Source organism: Runella sp. R0.1_18 (genome assembly GCF_057652155.1).
The window spans coordinates 229,529-255,488 of the sequence record NZ_JBYFCK010000007.1 but is presented as its reverse complement, the minus strand read 5'-3'; the positions used below and the strand labels follow the sequence as shown (position 1 = coordinate 255,488).

General features: G+C 44.6%; 28 protein-coding genes. 17 read left to right on the top strand and 11 right to left on the bottom strand.

Annotated features, from left to right (window positions below):
* Positions 1 to 10 precede the first annotated feature (10 nt).
* The 6 genes from AC23P2_RS14970 to AC23P2_RS14945 all read left to right on the top strand — a co-directional run bounded on the left by AC23P2_RS14970 (position 11) and on the right by AC23P2_RS14945 (position 6,014).
* On the top strand, positions 11 to 1,132 hold the full coding sequence (locus AC23P2_RS14970) for a hypothetical protein (protein WP_487773954.1): 1,122 nt from the start codon (positions 11 to 13) through the stop codon (positions 1,130 to 1,132).
* Positions 1,133 to 1,180: 48 nt separating this feature from the next.
* The gene (locus AC23P2_RS14965) at positions 1,181 to 2,566 is read left to right on the top strand and encodes an aminopeptidase P family protein (protein ID WP_487773953.1); all 1,386 of its coding nucleotides are present in this window, start codon (positions 1,181 to 1,183) and stop codon (positions 2,564 to 2,566) included.
* Between the two features lie 128 nt (positions 2,567 to 2,694).
* Positions 2,695 to 3,984 (top strand): aminopeptidase P N-terminal domain-containing protein, encoded by a 1,290-nt coding sequence (locus tag AC23P2_RS14960; RefSeq protein ID WP_487773952.1) that lies wholly within the window; start codon positions 2,695 to 2,697, stop codon positions 3,982 to 3,984.
* Positions 3,985 to 4,149: 165 nt separating this feature from the next.
* Positions 4,150 to 4,782 (top strand): MgtC/SapB family protein, encoded by a 633-nt coding sequence (locus tag AC23P2_RS14955; protein ID WP_487773951.1) that lies wholly within the window; start codon positions 4,150 to 4,152, stop codon positions 4,780 to 4,782.
* Between the two features lie 124 nt (positions 4,783 to 4,906).
* On the top strand, positions 4,907 to 5,554 hold the full coding sequence (locus AC23P2_RS14950) for an oxidoreductase (protein WP_487773950.1): 648 nt from the start codon (positions 4,907 to 4,909) through the stop codon (positions 5,552 to 5,554).
* A 22-nt stretch (positions 5,555 to 5,576) separates the two neighbouring features.
* A complete protein-coding gene (locus AC23P2_RS14945; RefSeq protein ID WP_487773949.1) occupies positions 5,577 to 6,014 on the top strand; it encodes a GNAT family N-acetyltransferase in 438 nt (145 codons plus the stop codon).
* A 159-nt stretch (positions 6,015 to 6,173) separates the two neighbouring features.
* Here the strand turns inward: AC23P2_RS14945 and AC23P2_RS14940 are convergent, their stop codons facing one another.
* From AC23P2_RS14940 to AC23P2_RS14930, 3 genes are read right to left on the bottom strand one after another with little or no spacing between them, the layout of a single operon-like run.
* A complete protein-coding gene (locus AC23P2_RS14940) occupies positions 6,174 to 6,422 on the bottom strand; it encodes a DUF1016 N-terminal domain-containing protein (protein ID WP_487774035.1) in 249 nt (82 codons plus the stop codon).
* Positions 6,415 to 6,819 (bottom strand): DUF4174 domain-containing protein, encoded by a 405-nt coding sequence (locus AC23P2_RS14935; protein ID WP_487773948.1) that lies wholly within the window; start codon positions 6,817 to 6,819, stop codon positions 6,415 to 6,417. Before AC23P2_RS14935 ends, AC23P2_RS14940 begins: the two co-directional genes overlap by 8 nt.
* Before the next feature lie 23 nt (positions 6,820 to 6,842).
* Positions 6,843 to 7,706, bottom strand: coding sequence for a glycerophosphodiester phosphodiesterase family protein (locus AC23P2_RS14930; protein WP_487773947.1), 864 nt, complete (start codon positions 7,704 to 7,706; stop codon positions 6,843 to 6,845).
* 51 nt (positions 7,707 to 7,757) lie between these two features.
* Here AC23P2_RS14930 and AC23P2_RS14925 point away from each other — a divergent pair, with 51 nt between their 5' ends.
* Together AC23P2_RS14925 and AC23P2_RS14920 are read left to right on the top strand one after the other, a co-directional pair.
* Positions 7,758 to 8,489: an NIPSNAP family protein gene (locus AC23P2_RS14925; protein WP_487773946.1), complete on the top strand. Its 732-nt coding sequence runs from the start codon at positions 7,758 to 7,760 to the stop codon at positions 8,487 to 8,489.
* Between the two features lie 165 nt (positions 8,490 to 8,654).
* Positions 8,655 to 9,503, top strand: coding sequence for a c-type cytochrome (locus AC23P2_RS14920; protein ID WP_487773945.1), 849 nt, complete (start codon positions 8,655 to 8,657; stop codon positions 9,501 to 9,503).
* Position 9,504: 1 nt separating this feature from the next.
* Here the strand turns inward: AC23P2_RS14920 and AC23P2_RS14915 are convergent, their stop codons facing one another.
* From AC23P2_RS14915 to AC23P2_RS14905, 3 genes are read right to left on the bottom strand one after another with little or no spacing between them, the layout of a single operon-like run.
* Entirely contained in the window at positions 9,505 to 10,356 is an 852-nt protein-coding gene (locus AC23P2_RS14915; RefSeq protein WP_487773944.1) for an alpha-1,2-fucosyltransferase, read from the bottom strand.
* A gap of 43 nt (positions 10,357 to 10,399) precedes the next feature.
* On the bottom strand, positions 10,400 to 11,533 hold the full coding sequence (locus tag AC23P2_RS14910; RefSeq protein ID WP_487773943.1) for a glycosyltransferase family 4 protein: 1,134 nt from the start codon (positions 11,531 to 11,533) through the stop codon (positions 10,400 to 10,402).
* Positions 11,509 to 11,811 carry an isochorismate lyase gene (locus AC23P2_RS14905; protein ID WP_487773942.1) on the bottom strand — a complete coding sequence of 101 codons (303 nt, stop codon included), beginning with the start codon at positions 11,809 to 11,811 and terminating at the stop codon, positions 11,509 to 11,511. Before AC23P2_RS14905 ends, AC23P2_RS14910 begins: the two co-directional genes overlap by 25 nt.
* A gap of 123 nt (positions 11,812 to 11,934) precedes the next feature.
* Between AC23P2_RS14905 and AC23P2_RS14900 the strand changes: the two genes are divergently transcribed.
* The 4 genes from AC23P2_RS14900 (at position 11,935) to AC23P2_RS14885 (ending at position 14,137) form a co-directional block, all read left to right on the top strand.
* Positions 11,935 to 12,867, top strand: coding sequence for an NAD(P)/FAD-dependent oxidoreductase (locus AC23P2_RS14900; protein WP_487773941.1), 933 nt, complete (start codon positions 11,935 to 11,937; stop codon positions 12,865 to 12,867).
* Between the two features lie 93 nt (positions 12,868 to 12,960).
* Complete coding sequence (locus tag AC23P2_RS14895; protein WP_487773940.1) at positions 12,961 to 13,209, top strand: AbrB/MazE/SpoVT family DNA-binding domain-containing protein; 249 nt, start codon at positions 12,961 to 12,963, stop codon at positions 13,207 to 13,209.
* Complete coding sequence (locus AC23P2_RS14890; RefSeq protein WP_487773939.1) at positions 13,197 to 13,523, top strand: type II toxin-antitoxin system PemK/MazF family toxin; 327 nt, start codon at positions 13,197 to 13,199, stop codon at positions 13,521 to 13,523. The genes AC23P2_RS14895 and AC23P2_RS14890 overlap by 13 nt, the downstream gene beginning before the upstream one ends.
* Before the next feature lie 20 nt (positions 13,524 to 13,543).
* Complete coding sequence (locus AC23P2_RS14885; protein WP_487773938.1) at positions 13,544 to 14,137, top strand: HD domain-containing protein; 594 nt, start codon at positions 13,544 to 13,546, stop codon at positions 14,135 to 14,137.
* A 63-nt stretch (positions 14,138 to 14,200) separates the two neighbouring features.
* Here the strand turns inward: AC23P2_RS14885 and AC23P2_RS14880 are convergent, their stop codons facing one another.
* Positions 14,201 to 15,910 (bottom strand): pseudouridine synthase, encoded by a 1,710-nt coding sequence (locus AC23P2_RS14880; RefSeq protein ID WP_487773937.1) that lies wholly within the window; start codon positions 15,908 to 15,910, stop codon positions 14,201 to 14,203.
* A gap of 202 nt (positions 15,911 to 16,112) precedes the next feature.
* Between AC23P2_RS14880 and AC23P2_RS14875 the strand changes: the two genes are divergently transcribed.
* A complete protein-coding gene (locus tag AC23P2_RS14875; protein WP_487773936.1) occupies positions 16,113 to 17,477 on the top strand; it encodes an AMP-binding protein in 1,365 nt (454 codons plus the stop codon).
* Positions 17,478 to 17,542: 65 nt separating this feature from the next.
* Here the strand turns inward: AC23P2_RS14875 and AC23P2_RS14870 are convergent, their stop codons facing one another.
* Positions 17,543 to 18,595, bottom strand: coding sequence for a TolB family protein (locus AC23P2_RS14870; protein ID WP_487773935.1), 1,053 nt, complete (start codon positions 18,593 to 18,595; stop codon positions 17,543 to 17,545).
* A gap of 190 nt (positions 18,596 to 18,785) precedes the next feature.
* Here AC23P2_RS14870 and AC23P2_RS14865 point away from each other — a divergent pair, with 190 nt between their 5' ends.
* Positions 18,786 to 18,953: a hypothetical protein gene (locus AC23P2_RS14865; RefSeq protein ID WP_157607680.1), complete on the top strand. Its 168-nt coding sequence runs from the start codon at positions 18,786 to 18,788 to the stop codon at positions 18,951 to 18,953.
* On the opposite strand, the gene AC23P2_RS14860 is transcribed toward AC23P2_RS14865, so the two are convergent.
* Entirely contained in the window at positions 18,950 to 20,356 is a 1,407-nt protein-coding gene (locus tag AC23P2_RS14860; protein ID WP_487773934.1) for a TlpA family protein disulfide reductase, read from the bottom strand. The genes AC23P2_RS14865 and AC23P2_RS14860 overlap by 4 nt on opposite strands.
* A 396-nt stretch (positions 20,357 to 20,752) precedes the next feature.
* Here AC23P2_RS14860 and pgi point away from each other — a divergent pair, with 396 nt between their 5' ends.
* The 3 genes from pgi to AC23P2_RS14845 all read left to right on the top strand — a co-directional run bounded on the left by pgi (position 20,753) and on the right by AC23P2_RS14845 (position 24,181).
* Complete coding sequence (gene pgi / locus AC23P2_RS14855) at positions 20,753 to 22,396, top strand: glucose-6-phosphate isomerase (protein ID WP_487773933.1); 1,644 nt, start codon at positions 20,753 to 20,755, stop codon at positions 22,394 to 22,396.
* 87 nt (positions 22,397 to 22,483) lie between these two features.
* Positions 22,484 to 23,635: a helix-turn-helix domain-containing protein gene (locus AC23P2_RS14850; protein ID WP_487773932.1), complete on the top strand. Its 1,152-nt coding sequence runs from the start codon at positions 22,484 to 22,486 to the stop codon at positions 23,633 to 23,635.
* Positions 23,636 to 23,944: 309 nt separating this feature from the next.
* Positions 23,945 to 24,181: a hypothetical protein gene (locus AC23P2_RS14845; RefSeq protein WP_487773931.1), complete on the top strand. Its 237-nt coding sequence runs from the start codon at positions 23,945 to 23,947 to the stop codon at positions 24,179 to 24,181.
* Positions 24,182 to 24,184: 3 nt separating this feature from the next.
* Here AC23P2_RS14845 and AC23P2_RS14840 read toward each other — a convergent pair whose 3' ends face one another.
* Together AC23P2_RS14840 and AC23P2_RS14835 are read right to left on the bottom strand one after the other, a co-directional pair.
* On the bottom strand, positions 24,185 to 25,291 hold the full coding sequence (locus AC23P2_RS14840; RefSeq protein ID WP_487773930.1) for a mandelate racemase/muconate lactonizing enzyme family protein: 1,107 nt from the start codon (positions 25,289 to 25,291) through the stop codon (positions 24,185 to 24,187).
* Positions 25,292 to 25,305: 14 nt separating this feature from the next.
* A complete protein-coding gene (locus AC23P2_RS14835; RefSeq protein WP_487773929.1) occupies positions 25,306 to 25,920 on the bottom strand; it encodes a Uma2 family endonuclease in 615 nt (204 codons plus the stop codon).
* Between the last annotated feature and the right edge of the window lie 40 nt (positions 25,921 to 25,960).

Genomic DNA, 25,960 nt, shown 5'->3' with positions numbered 1-25,960 from the left:
TTTTGTTGCCATGTCACAAACCGCTGCCGATTTTGTGGGAATTTTTGTTAGTACTCAAACAGGAATTCAACTTACCATTAACCAACAGAATGGAACGTTTAAAGGTGAATTTACGGCCCAAAACCAGCGTTATGGCTGTGAAGCCACCTTTGTAAAAGGAGGACTTTCGGGCGTCTATTTTGATACGGGGCGAAAAATCGGATTTACCCTTCTGAAAAACTCAGGTGAATATATTCTTAGCACCGAAGGGGTCAACATCCCCATGAAACGAACCGCCGCTTCCTCTCAAACCACCGCCCAATCTTCCGCTCCAACGGCTTCCGCCCCCTCGTCATCCGCTGCTAAGAGCAATGGGCAACGACTAAGCGACGCATTGTTGGGGTACGCGTTCAATGCTCCATCGGGTTGGCAAATGCAGCAAAACAACGGTGGCTACGCCTTCGGGCGAGGCGACCAGCAAGTAGCTCTTACGGTTTCTCCCCATAACTATAACTCACTGGCAGACCTCAAAAAAGACACCCAAGGGGTTCAAGATGCCAACTCAAACACCTACCTCAATGCTCGGGTTGACCCGTACAGCGATTCGGGGGCTTGGGTATTTTTTAACGGAACCATTCAAGGAAAACCCTTTACCATTGCTACAATTTCGCTCATTTCGCCGCACGGTGGCGGGATTAATATTTCTTGCGTAGCGCCCACTTCGCTCTACAACGACGCCCTCTCCAATACCCTACGTAGCATTGCCAATACCGTTGCTTTTTCAAAACCCCAAACCTCGGCCTTGGCCGAACAATGGAAAGCCAAGCTCAAGGGCAAAGAGCTACTCTACCTCAATACCGCGAATGGCATGTCTGATAAATTTTCCATTCACTTGTGCAGTACTGGCCAATTCACTAAAAAAGAAGACACCAGCTACTCCTCACGGACGTTCAGCGACAACTTTAGCTATGCAGGACGCTCGGGCGACCAAGGCCGATGGGACGTCACCACACAAGGAGCAACGCCAGTATTGGTGCTTCGTGCCAACGACGGCAAGGTATTCCAATACCAAATCACACTTCGGCAAGCCAGCAATGAACTTGGACTCAATGGAAGACGGTATTTTGTGCGAACAAGCCAAAATTGTCAATAAACACGTTTTTTTGGCTAATATTGCGCGCCAACAAAACCTCTATCCTTTATGTTTTCCAAAGACACCTACGTCGGACGACGCCAAAACTTAAAAAAAGCAGTCAATAGTGGAATTTTGCTCTTTTTGGGCAATGAAGAAGCAGGCATGAACTATGCCGACAACACCTATCATTTTCGCCAAGACAGTACTTTTCTATATTATTTTGGGCTAAACAAAGTCAGCCTAGCCGCCCTCATTGACGTAGAATCAGGTGAGGAATGGATTGTTGGCGACGAAATCACCATCGACGACGTCATTTGGGCAGGGCCACAACCTACGCTTCAAGAACAAGCCGAACGTGTGGGTGTGGCCAAAGTTTTACCCAAATCCCAACTTGAAAGTGTGCTCAAAAGCCACTTAGCCGCAGGCCGAACTGTTCATTATTTACCAACCTATCGCCCTGAGCATACCTTCAAACTTCACGAGTGGACGGGGCAATCTCTCCAAAAAATTGCTCATGGAGCTTCTACTGAATTCATCAAAGCCGTTGTAAATCAACGTTCTTACAAAACTGCCGAAGAGGTAATTGAGCTTAACAAGGCCGTCAATATTACAGCTCAAATGCACCTCAGTGCCATTCGTGCCACAAAATCGGGTAAGTACGAATATGAAATTGCGGGCATTGTCCACGGCACAGCGCTGCAAGGTGGAGGCGACTTAGCCTACCCTATTATTTTGTCGGTAGATGGCCAAACCCTGCATAATCATTACCACGGCAATCGTCTTTCGAGCGGCCGCCTTGTGTTAGGCGATTTTGGGGCAGAAACCGCTACGCATTACGCAGGCGATATTACCCGCACCTGGCCCGTTGACAAACAATTTAGCGAGCGTCAAAAAGAGATTTATCAAATCGTCCTCGACGCCAACCTCAACGCCATCGCCGCCCTACAACCAGGCACAAAATACCTCGAATGCCACTTAATTGCTTGGAAAACCATTGCTGAAGGTTTAAAAGCATTGGGGTTATTGCAAGGCGACGTTGACGAGATGGTCGCGTTGGGCGTGCCAGGTTTGTTTATGCCGCACGGAGTAGGCCACATGATGGGCATGGACGTACACGACATGGAAAACCTTGGCGAACAACACGTTGGCTACCGCGACGGCCTTAGTCGCAGTACATTACTGGGTCTAAAATCACTTCGTTTGGCCAAAGAACTAGAAGCAGGCTTTGTTTTGACCGTTGAGCCTGGGCTGTATTTTATTCCTGAATTAATCGACTTGTGGGAAAGCCAAGGAAAGTTCCGTGATTTTGTCAACTACGACGCGCTTAAAGATTACTATGATTTTGGCGGGGTACGTATCGAGGACAATTACCTTATTACGGCTGATGGTGCTCAATTATTGGGCAATCCTATTCCAAAAACAATTTCCGAAATCGAAGCGTTGAGACTCTAGGTTTAGGCTTAGACCTTCCAAGTTTTTGAAACTTGGAAGGTCTGCACTTCAACACCTTAATTTTTTACACCTTCCAAGTTCTGAAAACTTGGAAGGTGTATCTACTAGCAATTTACTCCCAACACCCTATGCGCTACACACCCATTGATCCTCAATTATTTATCCAAAATCGGCAACGCCTATATCAACTTCTCAAGCCCAAAAGCTTGGTTATTTTGCAGTCCAACGACGTCATGCCTACCAACGCCGACGGGACGATGGGTTTTAAGCAAAACTCCGATTTGTTTTATTTGTCGGGTATCGACCAAGAAGAAACTACTTTATTGCTCTTTCCCGACCATCCCGACGCGAAGTTTCGTGAGATTTTATTTGTACGGGAAACCAACGAAAACATTGCCATTTGGGAAGGTGAAAAATTGACCATTCCGCAGGCTTTTGAACGCTCAGGCGTACCCCGAATTTATTGGACAAACCAATTAGAAAGCGTGCTTCCCCACGTCATTTTTGAAGCCGAAAATGTCTATTTGAACACCAATGAGCACGCTCGCAGCGACTCACGAGTGCAAACCCGCGACGCTCGCTACATTCAGGAGTTCAGAGAAAAATACCCGCTACATCGCCTTGAACGCTTGGCGCCGTTGATGGCTTTTTTACGCGCCACAAAATTGCCCCAAGAAATCGAATTGCTTCAAAAAGCGATTGACATTACCCGCGATGGCTTTATGAGGGTGTTAAAATTTACCAAACCCGACGTCTGGGAATACGAAATTGAGGCCGAATTTACCCATGAGTTTCTCCGCCAACGTTCGCGTGGCTTTGCTTACACGCCCATTATAGCTTCGGGGAAAGATTCCTGCGTGCTGCACTATACCGCTAACAATAAACAATGCAAAGACGGCGACGTTTTACTACTAGACGTAGCGGCTGAATATGCCAACTACAACGCCGACCTCACCCGTACCATCCCCGTCAATGGCCGATTTACGGCACGCCAACGGCAGGTATATGAAGCGGTATTGCGAGTACTAAAAGCCGCCCGTTCGATGCTTGTGGTAGGAAATGTACTGGATGAATACCAAGCCGAAGTGGCCAAAATTATGGAAAGTGAATTGATTGGTTTGGGACTACTAACGACCCAAGACATTGCCAATCAGCATCCCGATTGGCCTGCATATCGCCGTTATTTTATGCACGGGACTTCGCACGCCCTCGGCCTCGATGTGCATGATGTTGGAAATCGTTATCGACGTTTTGAGGCTGGTATGGTTTTTACCTGTGAACCTGGCATTTACATCCGAGAAGAAGGCTTGGGCATTCGATTGGAAAATAACATTCTCATTACCGAAAACGGCAACCTCGACCTCATGGCCCACATTCCGATTGAAGCCGATGAAATTGAATTATTGATGAATTCTTAATTGGGTTTACGGTTGCGGGTTGACCGTTTGGAGTTCATTACTAACAAAATGATTATAACCCCAAACTGAAAACAGGAAACTGAAAACAGGAAACTGGAAACTAACAACCCCAAACTGTAAACAGGAAACCGAAAACAGGAAACTAGCAACCCCAAACAGCAAAAAATGGAAACATTTCTGACAGAAGAAGTCCTTCAATTATTCATCGCCGCAGGATTGGGGTCGATAATTGGCATAGAACGCGAGTATCATAGTAAGTCAGCAGGGTTACGTACCATGATTCTCATTGCCGTGGGTTCTACCCTGTTTACCCTCATTTCGATTCGAGTGGGCGGAGATGCGGGGCGCATTGCGGCCAACATCGTAACGGGCATTGGCTTTATTGGTGGGGGAATTATTTTCCGAGAAAACAATCGTGTAGTCGGGATTACGACCGCAGCGACGGTCTGGGCCACGGCAGCGCTGGGGATGTGCGTGGGGAGCGGCTACTATGAGTTAGCTACCGTTGCCTCCTTGATTGTGTTGGTGGTTTTGTATGGTTTTGTCCCCATCCAAAACCTTATCAAACGCCGAAACCAGCTTCGTAACTACCGTATTGTGTGCAAATTCCAACAAAAAACGTTGAAGCATTACGAAGCCCTGTTTCGAGAACTGCAATTGGACGCCAAGCGAGGCACTCAAAGTAGGGTTGGAAATACCATCAGCGGCACATGGATTGTTCAAGGCAACGAACACAACCACGAACGGCTCACCAAACGCCTCCTCAATGACCCCGACGTCATCGAATTTGACTTTTAGTCAGTTACCGTTTAATAAAATCTTTTGGGATATTTTCCTGTTATAATCATTTTTTTTCTTAATTTACCATTGACATACAGACCTATGTAAAAAATGCAAAAGGCACTAGCCACTCCCAATAAACATGACATCTGATAAAAGAACCGCCCTAGTGGTAGGAGGAAGTGGACTAGTAGGGAAAGAAGTCATTTCTGAATTGATTGCTTCCGAAAAATATACTGAAGTAGTCACACTCACTAGAAAACCGTTGGATTTCACCCATCCAAAGCTATCATCTATTATTTTTAACTTCGACCACCCCGATGCCTCCGTTGTTTGTGGCGACGACATTTTTTGTTGTTTAGGCACAACCATGAAAAAAGCTGGTTCTAAGGAAGCATTTTACCGCGTTGATTATACTTATCCCATCGAAATAGCCCAGTTGGGGCACCAAAACGGTGCCAAACGGTTTGCTATCGTCACTGCCATGGGCGCCGATAGTGGGTCGATGTTTTACTACAATCGGGTCAAAGGGGAGGTAGAAGCAACGCTCAAAAAAATAGGTTTTGACACATTGCTCATTTTTAGGCCATCGTTGCTTGTCGGAAATCGTGGTGAAACGCGCATAGGTGAGCAAATCGGCGAGGGTTTATCCAAAATTTTCAGGCCGCTTATACCTATCAAATACCGCTCCATCGAAGCCCGTAAAGTAGCCAAAGCGATGGTTACCATCACAGCCAGCAACGTCAAAGGTACACTCGTGTATGAGTCGGATGTAATGCAAGAGTTTTAATTCCCCAACTGTTCTTCACACCATGTCATCCATCTCCCTTCGTCGAGCCACGCCCCCCGATGTTGCATTTATTTATTCTTTTCTCTGCGAACTGGAGGAAGAGACGTTTGATTTTGAACAATTTAACGCCATCTACCATCGTAACCTTCTCAACCCCGACTGCCATTATTTTTTAGCGTTTGACCAAAAGCAATGCGTCGGTTATGCCAGTGTTCATGCTCAGTGGCTTCTTCATCATTGCGGAAAAGTGGGCGAAATTCAAGAAATGTTTGTCATCCCAGCCTACCGAAGCAAAGGCATAGGTCGTTTGCTGATTGAGCAACTTGTGGACGTTGCCCAGCAAGAAAACTTTGAAATTTTAGAAGTGACGGCCAACAAAAAACGCCTTGATACTCACCGTTTTTACGAGCGGCAAGGGCTAGAACGAACGCATTTTAAGTTTGTTAAAAAGATGAAGTAGAACCAGGTTAAATGTATTAAAAAAAAGTAGCCTCAGCGAGGCTAAATCTTAGTAGAAAAAAAGGGTAAAAGCGATTCAAAAGCCCCATCGGGGTGACATCTTTCAACGAACGTCGGCCGCCCCGATGGAGCTTTGGGGTGGATTTGATTCATCTTTCTACTAAGATGTAGCTCCTCTGGAGCAGCCAATAGTAGCCCTAATTTTAATCCATTCAACCTGAAGAAGGACTTTTATTTTCTCTTTTTCAAGTTTTCTGTTATCAATAGCATTGATAAGCATGGACTTAGACCAGCCAAAACTACGAGCCATTTCGATGTAGAAAAAGCGTTGGTGTTCATCTTTACATTTCTCCAAAATGATGATATTGTGGGTCCAGCCAATTTCTGCCTTTAGTTGTAACTCACTTATTCCGTTTCATTTCTTCCCGCCGCATGGGCATGGAGTCAATTAGGCCAAAGATTTGCTCGGGTTTGACGGGTTTTGCACTAATGAGTTTTACTTCACCGTCTTTGCCAATCAACCAAAAACAAAAGTGATTAGGAGTGTAGCGAAAACGTTCTTTCAGATGTGCGGCATCTTCGGAAGTTAAGTCTGCCTCCACGCAATCGACAATGCACAAATCACGCTCAAGAATCCCCGCTCCTACCTCACTTAACCATTGTTTTTGCGTCTTAAAATCGGCATCCGACGATTTTGGGCAATACACCATCACCACTCGGCTTTTACCCACCATTTTCGACAAACGGCTTTCGAGAGGGTCTTGCCCCCAAATGAGCATACTTAACACTAAAGCGAACACATTCATACCACTTTCTTTTTTAGAATATCCTACAAAGAACGTACCACTTTCCACGCTTCTAGCGGGCGATCCGACGAAAGGATGTCACCGCCTTGTTTGACAAATTCACCATACAACTGATCTCCGCGCGCTGCGGCCATTTTATCGAGGTTACCGAGCGTTCCCAAAATACAACGAATTCCTTTTTTGTGTAAAAACTGGCAGAGCTCGCTATTGGGCTCACGCGTTCCCACAAATGCAATCATCCGATTGTCGGGCACACCCGCCTCTTGATGACGCTGGTATTCTTCCATATTACGAATTGTCACCGAAATCATTACCTCAGGGGCAAGGCGATGTACTTTTCCAGCGTCTTGTGCATTGTAAGTAATGATGGCCGCGTAAGATTCCGCACTGTATTTTTTTACCAATGTCGTTACCCGTTCAAACGGTACGCTTCGCTTGACATCCAACGTAAACATGACTTTGTTTTTTCCCCACGCCAACACCTTGTCCAGCGTCGGGATTTTGAAAGGTGTCAGCGTGCCTTTGTTGTCCTCCAATTGCAACGTTTTACAATACTCCCACGTTACCTCTCGCACCTTTCCAGTACCTGTAGTTGTACGTTCGAGGGCATCATCGTGCATCATCATCAACACGCTGTCTTTGGTCATCGAAATGTCACATTCAATGATAACGGGCATCTGTTTGGCGAGCCAATCGAACGATTCGATGCAATTTTCGGGGTAACCCGCATAATCTCCCCCACCTCGGTGCGCACTAATAAGTGGCTTGCTCTGGGCAGTGTATTGAAAACTTTCCCGCTTAACTCCCTTTAAATACGTAGTAGGTGTACAACCTCCTATCCACAATGCACTTGCAAAAACTGCAATAAAACTTACTTTTTTAAACATAGAACTACGCTTGATGTGTCTTTTGAAAGTACAAATAAACCAATAATCACAATGTTTAAACAATTTCTGACTATTATGCTTTTATCTGCTGCGGTTTTTACGGCGTCAGCCCAAGATACACGCTTGTTTGAAACCCGCATTTACTACACCGAACCTGGCCGTTTGGAGGCGCTTTTGAGTCGTTTTCGGAATCATACTACCAAAATTTTTGAAAAACACGGAATGACTAACGTCGGGTATTGGGTGCCGCTACACGAAGAGAACAAGCTCATTTACGTGCTCGCGTATCCTGACCGTGCCTCACGCGATGCCTCATGGAAAGCTTTTGGTGCTGACCCTGAATGGGTAAAAGTTCGGACAGAATCGGAAGTAAGTGGGAAAATTGTGTCGAAAGTAGAAAGTATTTTTATGGATGCCACCGATTTTTCACCCAAAATTAAGTCTTCAAAAAGCAAAAAAGAACGCGTTTTTGAACTCCGTACCTACACGACCAACGCAGGAAAACTACCTGATTTGTTGGCGCGTTTTCGCAATCATACGCTTAAATTGTTCAAGAAACACGGCATGACTAACGTCGCTTACTGGACCGTTAACGGAAAAGATGACACGCTTGTCTATATCTTGGCGCACCCAAGTGAGGAAGCGGGCAAAAAAGCGTTTGATGCCTTCCGCGTTGACCCTGATTGGGTAAAAGCACGCGATGCCTCGGAGGTAAACGGAAAACTTGCTAACAAAGTTGAGTCTGTTTACATGAAAGCTACTGATTTTTCTACAATTAAGTAAGGCTCACATCCTTTCCAAGTTTTGTTAACTAGCACTTTCAAAACTTGGAAAGGCTTAAACATGCCTTCGGTTGTGCTTTCGATTGTGCCTTCGGTTTCTCAAAACCGAAGACGAGGTTTCTCAAAACCTCGCTACAAAAATGCGTACATCAACCCCTCATCTCCTATGAAAAACATTCTTTACGTTAGCCTAGTTGCCCTTTTGCTGGCTGCTTGCAACAGCTCGCAACAATCAGACAACCAAACCAAAAGCGACACCACAAGCACCGATACCGCTGCGGTAGTGAAGGTGGATTCGATGGGTATTTTCTTGCCTGATTTAAAAGCCAAATTCCCCGCTCCCGAAACCGTTGTTGTGGCCGACGACCCCGTTTTTCACCAAAAGAAAACCTATAAAGCCATTCCGTTACAAACCATTTTAGACACATTTTTACCCGCCTACAAGAACCTCAACCGCAACGAAACGCAAATTGTATTTGAGTGCGAAGACGGCTATAACCCTTCGATGGCGTTGGAAAAAGTATTGAGTAAAAAAGCCTTTTTGGCCATAGCCGATGTTGATGCTCCCCAAGGGAAAGATTGGATAAACCCGACAAAAGAAGGCCGAGAAATGAAGATTGAGCCTTTTTACATCGTTTATACAGACGTACCAGGCGCCGATGTTAGCTACAAATGGCCTTACAACCTGGTTAAAATCAGCCTTTCGGCAGCGTCAAAAGAATTGGCCGTGCTGTTCCCAAAAGACGACGACACCCAAGTAAAAGGATTTGAATTGTTCAAAGTCAACTGCCTCACCTGCCATTCGCTCAACAAAGTAGGCGGCAAAATGGGGCCTGAACTCAATTACCCCAAAAGCGTGACAGAGTATTGGAAAGTCGAACACATCAAGCAGTTTGTGAGAGCACCTTCGTCGTACCGCAACGAATGCAAAATGCCTGCCGTTACCCACTTGAAAGACAAAGAGCTAGACGCTATTGTAAATTATCTACAATACATGGCAAAGCATAAAATATAACTTACACTCGCTCCCAGTCTTCGGGAAGTAAGTCCTGGGTATTGAATCGCTCCGTAGCAAACCATTGCTGCGGAGCGATTATTTTTTTCTCAGGAAAAGCGGCCAACCAAGCCCCCCACCAACTAAACGTGCTATTCGCAATGATGTGATGTTGACACTTTGAGATGAGCACCAAGTCTTCTGCGGCCGAGTTTCCTTCTACAAAATAGGTCGGAACGGGAAAATGTAGGTGAGTTTTAGCCCAAAGAGGGTCGTCCGAAAAAACAAAAAAAGTAGGCTGTTGAAGTTGAGGCAAAAGAACGGAAGCCGCTTTTTGGTAATAATCCAACCCACAAGGGCGCAAAAAACGATTGGCTATCGAGCGTAACGTATAATCACCACGACGTACGTGTACACTCACCGATTCACTGGTTTGAATCAAGGTTTGCCACATTTGAAAACGCGAAAGAACAGTATTTTGTAGCTTTAATTCCTGTTTTACAAGAGACGCAATGGGCTTAAAATAACGTTCTGATTGCCAATACCCATCAAAATATAAGTCGCCCCGCAAACGAAGTATAAGCGGGGAAAAATGAAAATGGGGTTCCCGCTGGTAAAAAGGAGAAATAGCTCCCAAACGCCCCAACATTGAAAAAGAAGCGCCTGCAAGCTCGCTGATTTCGCGGTCAGTAGCCAACGACGCATTAATACAAAAAGCGTCCAACGCATACGCACGGGCTGTCCAAAACCGTGAAGCCTGTAACTGCGATACGTCCAATTTGAGTTCGGTTTGGTTTAAAAACGCCAAATGCCGCCCCAACGCGTATTGAAACAATTGATTACCCAAACCACCGCTTAATTTTACGATAATCATAGCTGTACATATTTTAGGCTTTGACTATCTCCATGACATTTCGTCACACTTGATTCTCAAGCAAGCGGCATACCAATTGATGATATTTCAGCGCAATTATATCCCAATGATGCGTATTTTTCATCGCTTCTTTGCCCTCCTCCCCTAAGCGTCTTCTCAAAGCATCGCCCTCCAAAAGTAGTCGTAATTGGGATTGAAACGTAGTTTTGTCTTGAAAACAAACGCCACCCGCAAGCGACGAAACAACTCCCACCTCTCGGCTCAAAAAAGGTACTCCAACGGCCATCGTATCGAGCAGCATAAGCGGCTGAACTTCGGTGTACGTAGCCGTCACAAACACATCGGCAGCACAGTAGGCGGCATGGATTTGGGCTTCGGTTTGTTGTTCAAACAAAAAAATAGTTTGGTTCAACTCCTCTCCCGCAAGCCGTTTGAGGCGGTCAGCGAAGCGATTAAACTCACTTCCAATCAGCACCAAAACAGTATCCGTCAGTTGCATTTCTCGAAACCATTTTACCAACTCTCGTTGCCCTTTGGTAGGTGTATAATTAGAAACGCACAGCAGCATTCGTGCCATTGGAAGGCTATTTTCAAGCCGAAAATCTCGCGTAGAGGGCATTCCAAAAGCAGGTCGAGCGCCGTTAGGAATCACCGAATACGAGGGAAATCTATTCTTTTTCACCCAAACTACATCAGACATTCGCTGAGGCTCGGATACATCAGACAGAAATACGTAATGGTCAAAACCCCGCATTTTTTTGTCAAAATGCCAAGCCTGCCTTCGTTGACGAAGCCACCAAACCAATCCTCGAATCCCACCCAAACGAACGTTGAAATTGGTACCATGACTTACCAAAACAACTTTTGCGGGTAAAGGCAGCAATTCTATCACCCAGTCGGAAGCCCAATTACTCCAGCCGTGAACAAAAATCACGCTCGCTTCCGAGGCTTTTAATATATCCTGATAATCAACTTTTTGCTCAATACATACCACCTCAAAAGGGAAATCCACCTCCCTTTTTCCACGAGTGATTACCGTCACTTGATGCCCCCATTGATGCAGTCCCAGGGCATGACGATAAGCTACTTCGGCAACACCGTGGGTTTCGGGGTAAAAGCCAAATGCAACGATGAGAATTTTGTAGGGTTGCGCTAGATTGTTTGCTGGTTTTTCCAATGGTTCATTTCTTCTTGGATAAAGTAGTTCACCAAGTCGGTGTACATTTTTTCGATGGCATCTGGATGAATACCCTCTTCTTCCGCCCACGTTCTTCGCTCAACGAGCATGGCCTTGAAACGTTCGGGCGCCTTTACGCTCGTTTCGGACGTTTTGAATTTTGAAGCGGCTTTTACGTAGCCAAAACGCTGGCCAATCAATCGAATAATTTCACGGTCTAACGCATCAATTTCCGTGCGTATTTCGACCATATTTTCACATTGTGCGGGTGATTTCATCACAAATTCGTTAAATAGTTTAGGCTACAAAGAAGTTGAAAAGCATTGAAACTGCAAACAACTGCCTCCGAAAGAAGGTTAATTTAAAAATAAAATCGAACCACCAAATTAACTCCAATACCGTTGAAAATTCTCATCATTGGCGCAGGAATGACAGGGTTATCGGCTGCCCGACTTTTGACTCAAAATGGCCACGAAGTAACACTACTCGACAAAGGGCGCGGGGTAGGCGGGCGCATGTCAACCCGTAAAATTGAGCTTGCCAAAGCCGATCACGGGGCACAATATTTCTCGGTCAAATCGCCCGAATTTCGTCTTTTTATTGATGAACTCATGGCCGAAAATGTCATTTCTGAGTGGCAAGTCCCTCAGCGCGAAAATGTTCGTTACATCGGCACGGCGGGAATGAATACCATTCCTAAGTACTTGGCTGCTTCGCTCAACATCCAATTAAACGAAAAAGCCATCCGTATTCATCCTCAGTCAGTTGAAACTGAATCGGGCAACCAATATGACTACGACGTGCTCATTTCAACAGCTCCTGTTCCACAAGCAGTTGAGCTTTTTCAACGTTCAGGCACAACCTTAGCCGATGCCGACCAACGCGTTTTTGATTCAATTGAATACGACCCTTGCATTGCCGTTTTGGCTACGTTGAAAACTCCAACCACAATTGAAGGAGGTGGATTACTTTTGGAAAACCAACCCGTAGCGTGGATAGCCGATAACTTCCAAAAAGGCATTTCTTCAGTTCCTTCGGTGACTTTGCACGCTTCCGCCGATTACAGTCAAGCACACTTTGAAGACAATTTACAAGAAGTAGGCAAAAACTTACTGGCGTCCGTCAGTGACTGGATTGCTCCTGACTCCATCGAGCAAGTACAAGTACACCGCTGGCGCTACAGCCTCGCCCGCCAACGCTCCCCCCATTCATTTTATAAGCTCCAACACGCACCTATTTATTTGGCAGGCGATGCTTTTGGCATCGGTAATGTGGAAGGGGCGTTTTTGTCAGGGTTGGAAGTGGGGAATGCCTTAACCAATTTATTCAACTAGGCCAATCTTCATTTTAGAACAACATTTATCAATAAATGGCTTGCAAACGAAAGTGTTTCGTAATTACTTTGTAATAACAAAACACTTTCACGTATGGAACTTTCAGTCATAACTATTGGCAACTCCAGAGGCATTCGTTTGCCGAAAAGTATTCTTGAGAAATATAGTATCAGTGACAAAATTGAGCTAGTTCTTGAGCAAGGCTACATGATCTTAAAACCCAAACCTGAGCCCAGAAAAGGTTGGGAAGAAGCATTCAAACAAATGCACGAAAATGGCGATGACAAGCTCATGATGGATGATGTGTTTGAGGACGAAACCTTTGAAGAATGGAATCAATAAATCAATACGATATTGTATTAGTAAATCTTGATCCTACCCTAGGTAGCGAAATGAAGAAAACTCGTCCGTACGTTGTTCTTTCCCCCAATGAAATGAATAAATACTTACAAACGATTGTCGTCGCTCCACTCACCAGTAGTTCAAAACCTTACCCTACCAGGGTACAGATAAATCATCCAACAACCAAAGGTTGGATTGCCATTGACCAAGTGCGTACAATCGACCGATTACGAATAGTGAAACGGTTTGAAACACTCTCGGCTAGTGAAATTACCCAAGTAAAAAACGTCATTAAGGAAACCTTTGTTGATTAAAAACACACCTCATTCACAAGATGATTTCTGACACCCTATTGCAGCAAATTGAGTTCATAAAAGAAATTGATAAACTCAAATACATCCAACGCAAAACCAAACTACTCAACAGCGACCGACCCGAAAACGACGCCGAACACAGTTGGCATTTGGCCCTGATGGCCATCGTTTTAGCCGAACACGCCAACGAGCCTGTTGATGTGCTGCAAGTGGTTAAAATGGTACTGATTCACGACATTGTCGAGATTGACGCGGGCGATACCTTTATCTATGATACCCAGAAAAATCATTCAAATACCGACGAAGAAAGGCTGGCCGCTCAACGGATTTTTGGGATGCTTCCCCAAGCCCAAGCCGACGAATTGATTGCCATTTGGGAAGAATTTGAGGCAGGAGAAACCAAAGAAGCCAAATTTGCCCGTTCCATGGATCGTTTAGAGCCTCTGCTCCAAAATACCTCCAACAACGGAGGAACTTGGGCAGAATTTGACGTTCCTTACGAAAAAGTCTATCAAAAGAAATCGGTCATTAAAGAGGGCTCTACCACCGTCTGGGGATTTGCCGAGCAGCTCATCAATGAAAGCGTTGAGAAAGGGATTTTGAAAAAAGCATGACATATCTTAACGAAAAAGGGCTACGTTTCCGCAGCCCTTTTTCGTTCGTTTTTATTCTTCGTCTTACACTAAATATTTCAAACGCACTACTTCTTTTTCGTTCAAGAAGCGCCATTTGCCACGTGGAAGGTCTTTTTTGTTTAGCCCTGCATAAACTGTTCTATCAAGCTTAATCACCTCGTAACCAAGGCTTTCAAAGATACGACGAACAATGCGATTGCGACCGCTGTGAATCTCAATTCCTACGACCATCGCATCGGGAGTAACGAGGGCTAGGTCGTCGGGTTTGATGAATCCATCTTCCAACTCAAGCCCTGCTTGTACTTTCTCAAAATCTTCGGTTGTCATAGGCTTATCCAATTCCACTTGGTAAATCTTGTTGATTTCGTTCGATGGGTGCATCAGTTTTTCAGCCAATTCACCGTCGTTTGTCAACAACAACAAGCCCGTTGTGTTACGGTCCAAACGACCAACGGGATATACACGTTCGTTGCACGCGCCCGAAATCAGCTCCATCACCGTATGGCGACCTTCTGGATCGTCGGTCGTCGTAATATAGTCTTTTGGTTTATTCACCAAAATATAGACCATTTTCTCAGGATTCAAGATACGGTTTCCGTACTTTACAATATCGCCAGGGTTCACTTTGTGCCCTAGTTCATTGATTACCTTGCCATTAACCGTAATTTGCCCTGTTTCAATCAATCCATCCGCTTCGCGACGAGAACACAATCCCGCATTTGCGATGTATTTGTTAAGGCGAATCAAGTCATCTTTTGGAGCTGGCCCGTCCTTTTTTATGTATTTTTCTTCTGCTTTGCGAAGGTCATAACGGGGTGCTTCAGTATGCTCACCTACCCGACGACGCAACCCATCCTCGGCACGGCTACGTTTTTCAGGCTTATCACCTTCCTCTGAAGCCCGACCGCGTTTTTCAAATGGTTTATCAAAGCTACGTTCGCCGCGTTTTTCAAATGGCTTGTCAAAACTGCGTTCGCCGCGTTTTTCAAATGGCTTGTCAAAGCTGCGTTCACCGCGCTTTTCAAATGGCTTGTCAAAGCTGCGTTCGCCGCGCTTTTCAAATGGTTTATCAAAGCTACGTTCGCCACGTTTTTCAAATGGTTTGTCAAAGCTGCGTTCGCCACGTTTTTCAAATGGTTTGTCAAAGCTGCGTTCGCCGCGTTTTTCAAATGGCTTGTCAAAGCTGCGTTCGCCGCGCTTTTCAAATGGCTTGTCAAAGCTACGTTCGCCGCGTTTCTCAAATGGCTTGTCAAAGCTACGTTCGCCGCGTTTTTCAAATGGCTTGTCAAAGCTGCGTTCGCCGCGCTTTTCAAATGGCTTGTCAAAACTGCGTTCACCGCGTTCTTCACGCTTTTCAAACGGCTTTTTGAAAGCTGGTTTGTCGCCGCGTTTCTCAAATGGTTTGTCAAAGCTACGTTCGCCGCGTTCTTCACGCTTTTCAAACGGCTTTTTGAAAGCTGGTTTGTCGCCGCGTTTCTCAAATGGTTTGTCAAAACTACGTTCGCCACGTTTTTCAAATGGCTTGTCAAATGGCTTTTTGAAGGCTGGTTTATCGCCGCGTTGCTCAAATGGCTTGTCGAAGCTACGTTCGCGGCGAGGGGTTTCACTGGGCTTTTTGTCGGGAGATTTTTCTAAACGAGGTCTTGAGCGTCTAGGTTCTGAAGAGTTGTCAAAACTATCTGACGATTGATTCGACTTTACGAATTTACTGTAAAACGGCGTTTTGCCAGCGCCTTTATTGTCTTTTTTCATTGGATTTGCAGTATCACTACTGTAAAAAGTGAATTATGTAACTAAAAATTTGGCGGCGAGCAAACGCCCCAAATACCCTGATAATCAGGCGAACAAAGGTACAAAAAATAAAGCCACGATGTTTTTTTTAAGAAACATATCTCAAAAAAATGATTTTGGTCGTTTAAACATCTAGCCATCCAACCTATTAACTTTTTGTGCCGTGATACTAGATCGTGTACCACTCAAACCCCTTTGGGCTCCTTCGCGCTCGGTTGTGGAGCAGTCCAACCTGAAAAAATTTCAGAACTGGTTATTTGTTAAGAAAGGATTGTATTTCCGTGATTATCATGATCTTTGGGATTGGTCAGTGACCGACATCGAGGATTTCTGGGAATGTATCTGGTCGTTTTGTGACATCAAAACGCACAGTTTGTACTGGGATGTTGTCGTTACGCACAAAAAAGAATTGGCCAAAACCCAATGGTTTACGGGCGCGACTATTAACTATGCCGAACACATCTTTCGTTATAAAAACAGCAACAAGCCTGCTTTTTTGTACCAAACGGAAGGTGAGCCCCTTCGGGAGTTTTCGTGGCGTGATTTAGAAAAACAGGTAGCCTCGGTGGCGGCGTATTTGCGACAGGTCGGTGTTTCTAAAGGCGACCATGTCATGGGAATTTTACCCAATGCACCTCAGTCGGTAGTAGCCTTTTTGGCCACCCATGCTATTGGGGCGATTTGGTCGATTTTTTCCCCAGAAACGGATGCTAAAATCCTCAACGAACGCGCAAGAACGCTTTCGCCTAAGGTCGTATTTGTTCATTCTTCGGCAACTTTTAAAAGTACCACCAAAACCGTTTGGGTAACGCCCACAGGAGAAGATGAACTTCATGCAGAAACATGGACGTCGGTTCTCAAAACGCCTTCAACTTTGTTGGAATTTACTCACGTTCCATTTGAGCACCCGCTGTGGGTGTCGTTTCCGTCGTTTACCCCCGTTACTCACAGCACGGGAGGCACGTTGCTTGAACATCTGCGGTTGTTGACCATACATCAAAATTTCAAGCAAGGCGACCGCGTTTTATGGCACGACTCCTCCCCTTCTATTGCGTGGCAATTTTCACTGAGTACGCTGCTTACGGGTGCTATTCCTGTCTTTTATGACGCCCCCGTTCATGGTTCAAAAGGGTCACTTTGGGAGAGTATCGACAAAAACAAAATCAATCATTTTGGGTGCACAGCAGCATTTCTAAGCACCATAAAATCAACACCTTTACCTACCTATAAATTTAACGCTTTACAAAGTATCACCACCTTCGACGGACCACTGTCGGCAGAAGAATTTGAATGGGTATATCAACAGGTAAAGAAAGATGTGTGGTTGATTGCATTGAGTACCCATCCTTACCTTGGTAGTAGTTTGGTAGGAGGGTGTCCCACTTTGCCCGTATTTGCAGGTGAAGCACAATGTGTGTTATTGGGCTGTAAATCAACAAAATACCCCGAAAAAAGCCAATTGATTCGGCAAGCCTGGGACAACGATTTACTGGCACAGCCTCTGCCCTCGCTGCCCTATATGAAGTAAAAAAAGCACTTCGTGGACTGGATTAAAGCGGCCTAATCCACGAAGTGCTTTTTTGAGAACGATCGTTAATCTACCCAATCGGCAATGTACAAATTGGTGTCGCGAGAGCCTGGTGCATTATTGCGGTTAGAACTAAAAATCAGCCTCTTCCCATCATACGAAAACATCGGAAAGGCATTAAAAATGCTGTTGTTCGTTACCCGTTCTAAGCCCGTTCCGTCGAGGTTAATGAGATAGAGTTGAAAATCGTAGCCACGTTGCGAATGGTGGTTCGACGAGAAAATAATTTTATCACCTTTCGGTGTAAAGTAGGGTGCCCAGTTGGCTTTGCCTAGCTTGGTAATTTGGCGTAGGTCTGAGCCATCCACGTTGCAGGTATAAATTTCCATGTCAGTCGGCGCTACTAATCCCATCGAAAGCAATTTTTTATACTCGGCAATTTCTTCCTCCGTTTTTGGTCTTGACGAACGAAAAACAAGTTTTTTGCCATCAGGTGAGAAAAACGCACCTCCGTCGTACCCCAGCTGATTCGTGATTTGTTTCACGTTCTTTCCGTCAATGTCCATGATGTACAAATCAAGGTCGCCGTTACGGGTTGACGTAAACACAATTTTGTCGCCTTTGGGCGAAATGGTCGCTTCGGCGTCGTAGCCTTTTTCAGTGGTCAACTGCTTTACCACTTTTCCCTTTAAATCCGACACAAAGATATCGTAGGTGTCGTACACTGCCCAAAGGTATTTGTTGAGATACGGTTTGATGGGCGGCGGACAAGAATCATTGGCCAAGTGCGTACTTCCAAATAGAATGTGTTTGCCGTCGGGCATAAAATACGAACAAGTCGTACGGCCTTTTCCTGTACTGATAAACTGCGGGCGCTCATCAGGGTTTTTTAATCCTTTGGTGACATCCAAGTAAAAAATCTGGTCGCATTGCAAGCCCCATTTAGGGTTATTCGACTGAAAACTCACGTATTTACTATCAAAACTAAAGTACGCCTCGGCATTGTCACCTCCGAAAGTGAGCTGTTTTATGTTGGTCAGGTGCTTTTCGTCTCCCGTTTGGGCCAGTGCAACCGTAGCGAAAAGAAGTAGTGGTGTTAGCAAGTAGTTGATTCTCATATTACTTTCTGTTGATTTAGTAACCGCAAAGAACGGAATAGATGCCCTATGTTCGCAATCTTTTTTACGGCTTTTTGGGAGCAAAAAGGCTTTTTTTGGTAGAATGAGGAAAATAATTGGGAAAATTTGTTTGTAATTAATCTAAATAAACTACTTTTGCGTAAGTATTTGAAACCTTAGAACATTTCCAATGACCATCGTTGAAGTTTCGACTTGCACACTTTCAAGCACTGAAGAAAAGTTTTTCCAGCCTAACGCCTTCATGGGTTGTGCTTTTGCCTGCGACCTAAAGAAATGCTGTAAAGCGTACAAGAAGAAGGGCAAACACTGCAAAAAGTGCCCCAAACGCGATGATTAGTGCCGCAAGGCTTCCTCTAAGATTTTTATCAAATCTTTTCCTTCGTTTTTGCTGGGTGCTGGAGGCTGAATAGCGTGGAAGGTCTGATCTCGGCCAATAATGAAAGAAGACGGAATCGAGCCTGCATCATAGGTATTAGCCGCGCTTTCTTTCGCTGTGATGTCATCCCGCAGATGAGTACCGCCAATTTGATATTTAGTGATGGCTTTGCGCCAATCGCTCTCTTTTTTATCCAATGAAATGTAAAGGAACACCAAATCAGCTTGGTCTTTGAAGTGATTTTTTATCTTCTTTGCTGGCGTCATTTCAGCAATGCAAGGTCCGCACCAACTCGCCCAGAAATCGAGATAAACCACTTTTCCTTTGAAATCAGCCAGCTGCACCGTACGCCCTGCGGTATCTCGGAGTGAAAAGGGCAAAGCAGGTTTGCCAATGGCAAAGGTTTGTTTTTGGGTAAGCTCATCCTTGAGCAGATTCACAAAGCGGCTGTTGGGATAATCTTTCTCAAAATTTTTTACCTTATTTACGGCCTCATCATTGAAACCTTTGTAGCGAATTTCTTCTTTTAGATGTTCCGCACTTAAAACCTCAACGAAAGCAGGGTGAAATAGCGATTTGTGGGCTTGAAAGTAATCATCTACGTGCTCAATATCATACTTTTTATCAGGGTAAGTCAGCGCAGTCATGTACAAAACATTATTTGGGTATTGCTCAGACTTCGCGGTTATTTCGTTCTGAGGCGGGTTTATTTCAATTATTTTTTTTCGATACAAAGCAGGGATAAGCTTTGCATCTAGTGGTACTTTTAATTTTTGAGACCTTTGATAGGTATCGTATATGATTTTACTGTTTATGGTAGATTTTATATCTGCTTGACAAAGCATATAAAAAGTAGAACTCGTTTTGTTCTTATATTTATCTAACACTCTCATTTTCATCGATTCTACCTCCATCATTTTTTTTAAGAATAAGGCAGAAGAGCCTGACTTCTTAGACGAAATATTTTTCCAGTCTGACGCAATAAAGGTTTTGATGAAATCTTCTTTGTAGTACTCAAATTTTGAAGCAGCATTACCTTTAAAATTGACGGTATTCCAGAAATCTTTTCCCTCAAAACTCATCAAAATAGTGTCATTAGGCTCAAGGATAAAAGTCAGGTTCTCTTCTTTATTTTTATCAAAGTCACAGTAAAGGTAGGCGATGTCGTTGAGTGTAGTCGTTACTTCAAACTCATCGTTTTCATCCAATAACACCTCATTTGATTGACTTTTCTCGGCAAACGGATAGATATAAATGCTGATATTCCGTGACACAGGATTTTTGATTTTTCCTCGAATGGAGACGTTTTGTGAAAAAGTGGTGAGGCTAAGAGTCAAACAGAAGCAGAAGAAAAGGGTACGCATGGCTGTAGTTTGAGAGAGGTTTGTAACAAAACAAATATAAAGAAAAATTATATATCAATCGCATGGTATTAGTGTACAAACGTTGCGTCTCTCCGAGACTCTACAAATGTTACGTCTCTCCGAGACTTTCCGTGGAATAGCTTTTTTCGTTACAAACGTTGCGTCTCTCCGAGTCTCTACAAATGTTACGTCTCTCCGAGACTTTCCGTGGAATAGCTTTTTTCGTTACAAATGTTGCGTCTCTCCGAGGCTTTTATCCCTTGCTTAGTATATCGTATTCATAAATTCTCCCTAAACAAGTCATGAATTCTACCTTTTTATGCCCTACACCCCTCATTTCTTTGAGAAAGTGGGCGTATTCCCTACTTTTGCGTGTTCATAAAACTATTTAGACAGATGTTACAAGCCATTCCTTTTGACCAGACGGCTGCCTACCGCAAACTCAAAACTCACCACAAGAGTATCAGCAAGAAACATTTAAAAGAATTGTTTGCCGAAGACCCTAACCGCTTCAAAAAATTCTCGTTGCGCTTGGGTGACATCGTCGTTGACTACTCTAAAAACCGCATCAATGGCCGCACTTTGGCGTACTTGTGCGACCTTGCTCGCGAATGCCAACTTTCGGACGCCATTGAAAAAATGTTTACGGGCGACAAAATCAACGCCACCGAAAATCGTGCGGTGTTGCACGTGGCTCTCCGCAACCGCTCAAATACTCCTATCGAAGTGGACGGCAAAGATGTAATGCCTGACATCAACGAAGTATTGGACAAAATGAAGGGTTTTTCGGAGAAAGTTCGCGGCGGCGAATGGAAAGGCTTTACTGGAAAGAAAATCACTGACATTGTAAATATTGGTATCGGAGGCTCTGACCTCGGCCCAGTAATGGTGACCGAAGCCCTCAAATCGTACGGTAAAAAAGGACTTAGTGTTCATTTTGTATCGAACGTGGACGGTACCCACATTGCCGAAGCAGTCGCAAAACTCAATCCTGAGACAACGTTGTTCATGATTGCTTCAAAAACGTTTACAACCCAAGAAACGATGGCCAACGCCCACTCGGCGCGCCGTTGGTTTTTGGAAACTGCGAAAGACAGTGCCCACGTGGCCAAGCACTTCGTAGCGATTTCGACCAACCGTACTGAAGTAGAAAAATTCGGTATTGACCCTGCCAATATGTTTGGATTCTGGGATTGGGTAGGAGGCCGTTACTCGTTGTGGTCGGCCATCGGCTTATCGATTGCTTGCTACGTTGGTTTCCAAAACTTTGAGCAGCTATTAGCGGGAGCGCACGACATGGACAACCACTTCCGTTCGGCCCGTTTTGAGAAAAACGTTCCTGTCGTTTTAGCGCTTTTGGGCATTTGGTACAACAATTTCTTCGGGGCTGATACCCACGCTATTTTGCCATACGACCAATACATGCACCGTTTTGCGGCCTATTTCCAGCAAGGTGACATGGAGTCGAACGGGAAATACGTAAGCCGCAACGGCGAGGCTGTTGACTACCAAACGGGTCCTATCATTTGGGGAGAGCCTGGCACCAACGGACAACACGCATTTTATCAATTGATTCATCAAGGAACAAAGCTCATTCCTGCCGATTTTATTGCGCCAGCGTTGAGCCACAACCCGATTGGCGAACACCACAAAATGTTGTTATCAAACTTCTTTGCCCAAACAGAGGCGTTGATGAACGGTAAAACGTTGGATGAAGTGGTAGCAGAATTGAGCGGAAAATCAGCCGAAGAAATTGCAAAAATTGCTCCTTTCAAAGTATTTGAAGGCAACCGTCCAACCAATTCAATTTTAGTCAAAAAAATCACCCCTCGCGTTTTGGGCAGTTTGATTGCCATGTATGAGCACAAAATCTTCGTACAAGGTGTGATTTGGAACATTTTCAGCTTCGACCAATGGGGCGTAGAGTTGGGCAAACAATTGGCCAACAAGATTTATCCAGAACTTCAAAACGACTGGCCTATCGAATCACACGATAGCAGTACCAATGGCTTGATTAACCAATATAAGCGTTGGAGATAAAATAGCAGAGGATATGGTGCAGAGGGATAAGGGAAAACTTCAACTTTTTGCTTTCCCAATGCCCCTGCCCTTAACCCTTCCCTCACTATGCCCCTCCGCATTGATTTTTTTGCGATTATCATTTTACTCGGTGTCGTTCAAGGCATCTTGCTGGGCGGGCTTTTTCTGACGGGTCAGCGGGCAAAATCTGTTGCCAATCGAATGATGGGCTGGGTCATGTTGGCCTTTTCTGCCGCCATTTTAGAGGTATTCTTGTGTTATACCAACTACCAGTTTCAAACCCTTTGGGCCGATAATTTTGCCGAACCTACCAACTTCTTACTAGCTCTTTTACCTTTTTTCTTTGTGTACGCTCGACTCAACGGGCGGCTTCCGCATCGTTATGGTTGGCACCTTGCTCCTTTCATTTTTTGGTGTTTTTATTCCCTATTTTGGCAGCATCAACCCCTTGATTACAAGTACAATTCGTACCTCGACGCGTGGCATCCTGAGCTACCTTTTCGTGACGTTCACTTGTGGCATTCGGAGGATCCTTTGCATATTCGTGAACACGTCAACGACTTTACGTTGGTGAGTATATTGGCGTATTTGGGGCTTAGTTTTCGAGAAATTGGGCTGGCCTTCCGCCAACAACAGTTGCCTTTTTTCACCCTAAAAAGCGTTGCTCCTTTCACTCAACTTCGGAATCTTACACTACTTTCATGTCTTTTTCCAATGTTATTTATTGGGGTAAAATTGACCTTTGAAGAAGATTTGGGCGATTATTTGCTGGGAAGCTTGGTCACGTTTTATGTCTATGTAACCAGCTACCTTGTGATGAGTCATTCGGTATTGTTTCAGGTAGAAAGCCCTGACAGCGAGCCCAAAAAGAAGTATGAAAAATCGTCGTTATCGGAAGACCACGGAGCGCTGATTTTGCAAAAATTACAACAGCTACTCGAAAACGAAAAGCCTTACACTGACAATGATTTTACTTTGCCTAAGCTTGCTCAACGCTTATCGGTATCTCAACATCATTTGTCGCAGGTGCTCAACGACCGACTTCAACAAAGTTTCTTTGATTGGTTGGCTTATCATCGCGTAGAGGAAGCGAAACGCCTACTCGCTACCCCTGCTTTATCCCACCTCAAAATCGACGAAATAGCCGAACGCGTCGGTTACAATTCTACTTCCGCTTTTCATACGGCTTTCAAAAAAAATACAGGAAAAACTCCCGCACAGTTTCGTAATCAAGCTTAACAAGGGCGTAGATTCGGATATAGGAGGTACTTACGAGCCTATTTTTTGAGTAAATCCCCCTCTAAATCGGTTTACTTTCTTCCAAAATAGGTGGATTTGAAACGCAAATGGTTCAAAAATTACGTAACTTATGTGGATGAATTAAAACATCTGTTAGGAACAGGATTTACCCAATGGATTGATCATACCCAATCGACCACAAACTACACCCTATTTATCAACTCGAACGCAAACGTTGGTTATTTGATTTTACAATGAATTTGTACAATACACGACCCAAAGGAATCATTCCACTTAGCTTTTAAACCAATGGAAGACATCAATGAATTGCAACTTGCCAATGACGAACGAGCTGCTGCTGTTGCTAAACTATTCCAACTGATTGAAATAGATAATGAAATTATTGACTTGTACCGTGCCAATGGTATTGATGACGAACATGTAAAACAATACCTCGAACTCCGTAACGAAAATTTAAAAAAATTAAGTCAATTGTTAGACGCACCTAAACTTAAAATTCAACTGACCTTCGACAATGCCGCATAAAACCTACTTCACCACAAACGACTCCATTTTCTGTAAATAAGCCAAATCCACGTCAGCTCCGTGTCCTGGAGCATCGGGAATAATCACTTGGTAATGGTTTTGGTAAGCAATGCCACCTAATACAGGGTCTTGGGCGTGCTCGAAGGGTGAATCTAAATCGTAAAAAACGACGTTATGCAAGGCCGAAGCAAAATGAGCATTGGCCGAAATCCCCAGCCGCGACTCCGACATACAGCCTATCATGCATCGAATACCCGCCCCTTCGGCAATCGCATTGATTTTCACGGCATTGCGCAAGCCTCCGCTCTTAGAAAGTTTGATATTGAAGTAATCAACGGCCTCTTGAGCGACCAACTTTACCGCATCTTGGGGTGAAAACAACGACTCATCGGCGCAAATCGGTACGCGCGCGTGTTGGCGAAGCCGCGCCATGTGCGCATAGTCCCAGTGCTTCACAGGCTGTTCGCAGTACTCGACGTTCCAGTCGGCAATGGTATTCAGTACCTTCAATGCGCTTACATAATCCCAACCTTGGTTGGCATCAGTCCGAATCGGAATTTCGTCACCAATCGCTGTTCGTATCGCCGCGATGCGCTTTATATCGTCGGTGGCATTGGTTCCTAGTTTGACCTTAATCGCGTCGGCTCCTCGTTCTTTGATTTTAATCGCATCAGCCGCCATGGCTTCAGGCGAAGCGATGTAAATAGTTTCGTCGGTGGCAATTGGACGGTTGCCCCCGCCCAAAAACTGGTACAACGGCATATTGGCGTACTTGGCCGCAAGGTCGTACAAGGCCATGTCAAACGCACTTTTCGCCGTAGGATTAGCCGCTAAATACCGTTCCATTGCCCCGATACAGCCCTCCAAATCCAGGGGATTTTTGCCAATCAATAGTTTTGCCAAATCGTACGCTGCCGCATACACCGTCGCTTGCGTTTCGCCCACAATCATCCAAAACGGCGCGCCTTCGCCCGTTCCATATACCCCGTCCGACGTATGAATTTTGACCAAAATATTGCGCGCTTCCTCGATCGTTCCAATGGCGATAGTGACTGGCGCTTGCAGCGGAATATTAAACTTATAAACTTCGATGTGGGTAATGATTGGCATTGTAAAAGAAGAAATTAGCTAAGCGTTACGCCTTTTTTTATCAGATAAGCTCCTATGTTGAATGATTGTCCGTCCATCAATTCAATATCACGGTTCCAATCAAAAGTCTCAATATGTTCGGACGTTGCGACCATTACCACCTGAGCTTCCGTCAGTATCCAGAACACTTTTTGAACGCCAAAAGTGAGGAGTTTTTGTGTTTTTTTATAAATGTATCCCGTCTCTGTCATGTCTTCAACATCCGCATCAATATCTATTTCAAAAACAATAGTAGGCGGCACATTGGCATATTTTCGGGAGATTTTATCAGGTGTCAAAACTGACTGTTCAAAAATGGCAATATCGTTGGCTAAATTGTTTTTATGATCAATGTGTAACCCAGCTTCACTTGTCAACACCGTGTAGTTATCTTCATCAATAAATTTCCCGATGAAAACCGTCAAATAGAACACAATCAATGCCTGCAAGCTGCTCGACCCCATAATTTCAGCAATTGTTTTGTTCCCCGATAAAACCTCACGATACCCCTTATAATACACAGGTTTTCCGTCCATGATTTCGTAAATCAGGGCTTCAGGAACATTCCTTGGGGTTTTTCGCACTTTCCGTGGCGTATCTAAAGCAGTCATGGGAAACATTTATTTTCTCAAAAGTAACAACTATAAACAG

What these genes read in the sequence shown, in the direction of transcription:
- AC23P2_RS14850 (WP_487773932.1), top strand. Translation starts at nt 22,484, where the DNA reads ATGCCCCTCCGCATTGATTTTTTTGCGATTATCATTTTACTCGGTGTC.
- AC23P2_RS14845 (WP_487773931.1), top strand. Translation starts at nt 23,945, where the DNA reads ATGGAAGACATCAATGAATTGCAACTTGCCAATGACGAACGAGCTGCT.
- AC23P2_RS14895 (WP_487773940.1), top strand. Translation starts at nt 12,961, where the DNA reads ATGGAACTTTCAGTCATAACTATTGGCAACTCCAGAGGCATTCGTTTG.
- AC23P2_RS14965 (WP_487773953.1), top strand. Translation starts at nt 1,181, where the DNA reads ATGTTTTCCAAAGACACCTACGTCGGACGACGCCAAAACTTAAAAAAA.
- AC23P2_RS14870 (WP_487773935.1), bottom strand. Translation starts at nt 18,595, where the DNA reads ATGAGAATCAACTACTTGCTAACACCACTACTTCTTTTCGCTACGGTT.
- AC23P2_RS14920 (WP_487773945.1), top strand. Translation starts at nt 8,655, where the DNA reads ATGAAAAACATTCTTTACGTTAGCCTAGTTGCCCTTTTGCTGGCTGCT.
- AC23P2_RS14970 (WP_487773954.1), top strand. Translation starts at nt 11, where the DNA reads ATGTCACAAACCGCTGCCGATTTTGTGGGAATTTTTGTTAGTACTCAA.
- pgi (WP_487773933.1), top strand. Translation starts at nt 20,753, where the DNA reads ATGTTACAAGCCATTCCTTTTGACCAGACGGCTGCCTACCGCAAACTC.
- AC23P2_RS14950 (WP_487773950.1), top strand. Translation starts at nt 4,907, where the DNA reads ATGACATCTGATAAAAGAACCGCCCTAGTGGTAGGAGGAAGTGGACTA.
- AC23P2_RS14885 (WP_487773938.1), top strand. Translation starts at nt 13,544, where the DNA reads ATGATTTCTGACACCCTATTGCAGCAAATTGAGTTCATAAAAGAAATT.
- AC23P2_RS14880 (WP_487773937.1), bottom strand. Translation starts at nt 15,910, where the DNA reads ATGAAAAAAGACAATAAAGGCGCTGGCAAAACGCCGTTTTACAGTAAA.
- AC23P2_RS14945 (WP_487773949.1), top strand. Translation starts at nt 5,577, where the DNA reads ATGTCATCCATCTCCCTTCGTCGAGCCACGCCCCCCGATGTTGCATTT.
- AC23P2_RS14865 (WP_157607680.1), top strand. Translation starts at nt 18,786, where the DNA reads ATGACCATCGTTGAAGTTTCGACTTGCACACTTTCAAGCACTGAAGAA.
- AC23P2_RS14935 (WP_487773948.1), bottom strand. Translation starts at nt 6,819, where the DNA reads ATGAATGTGTTCGCTTTAGTGTTAAGTATGCTCATTTGGGGGCAAGAC.
- AC23P2_RS14840 (WP_487773930.1), bottom strand. Translation starts at nt 25,291, where the DNA reads ATGCCAATCATTACCCACATCGAAGTTTATAAGTTTAATATTCCGCTG.
- AC23P2_RS14835 (WP_487773929.1), bottom strand. Translation starts at nt 25,920, where the DNA reads ATGACTGCTTTAGATACGCCACGGAAAGTGCGAAAAACCCCAAGGAAT.
- AC23P2_RS14905 (WP_487773942.1), bottom strand. Translation starts at nt 11,811, where the DNA reads ATGAAATCACCCGCACAATGTGAAAATATGGTCGAAATACGCACGGAA.
- AC23P2_RS14955 (WP_487773951.1), top strand. Translation starts at nt 4,150, where the DNA reads ATGGAAACATTTCTGACAGAAGAAGTCCTTCAATTATTCATCGCCGCA.
- AC23P2_RS14960 (WP_487773952.1), top strand. Translation starts at nt 2,695, where the DNA reads ATGCGCTACACACCCATTGATCCTCAATTATTTATCCAAAATCGGCAA.
- AC23P2_RS14890 (WP_487773939.1), top strand. Translation starts at nt 13,197, where the DNA reads ATGGAATCAATAAATCAATACGATATTGTATTAGTAAATCTTGATCCT.
- AC23P2_RS14925 (WP_487773946.1), top strand. Translation starts at nt 7,758, where the DNA reads ATGTTTAAACAATTTCTGACTATTATGCTTTTATCTGCTGCGGTTTTT.
- AC23P2_RS14860 (WP_487773934.1), bottom strand. Translation starts at nt 20,356, where the DNA reads ATGCGTACCCTTTTCTTCTGCTTCTGTTTGACTCTTAGCCTCACCACT.
- AC23P2_RS14915 (WP_487773944.1), bottom strand. Translation starts at nt 10,356, where the DNA reads ATGATTATCGTAAAATTAAGCGGTGGTTTGGGTAATCAATTGTTTCAA.
- AC23P2_RS14930 (WP_487773947.1), bottom strand. Translation starts at nt 7,706, where the DNA reads ATGTTTAAAAAAGTAAGTTTTATTGCAGTTTTTGCAAGTGCATTGTGG.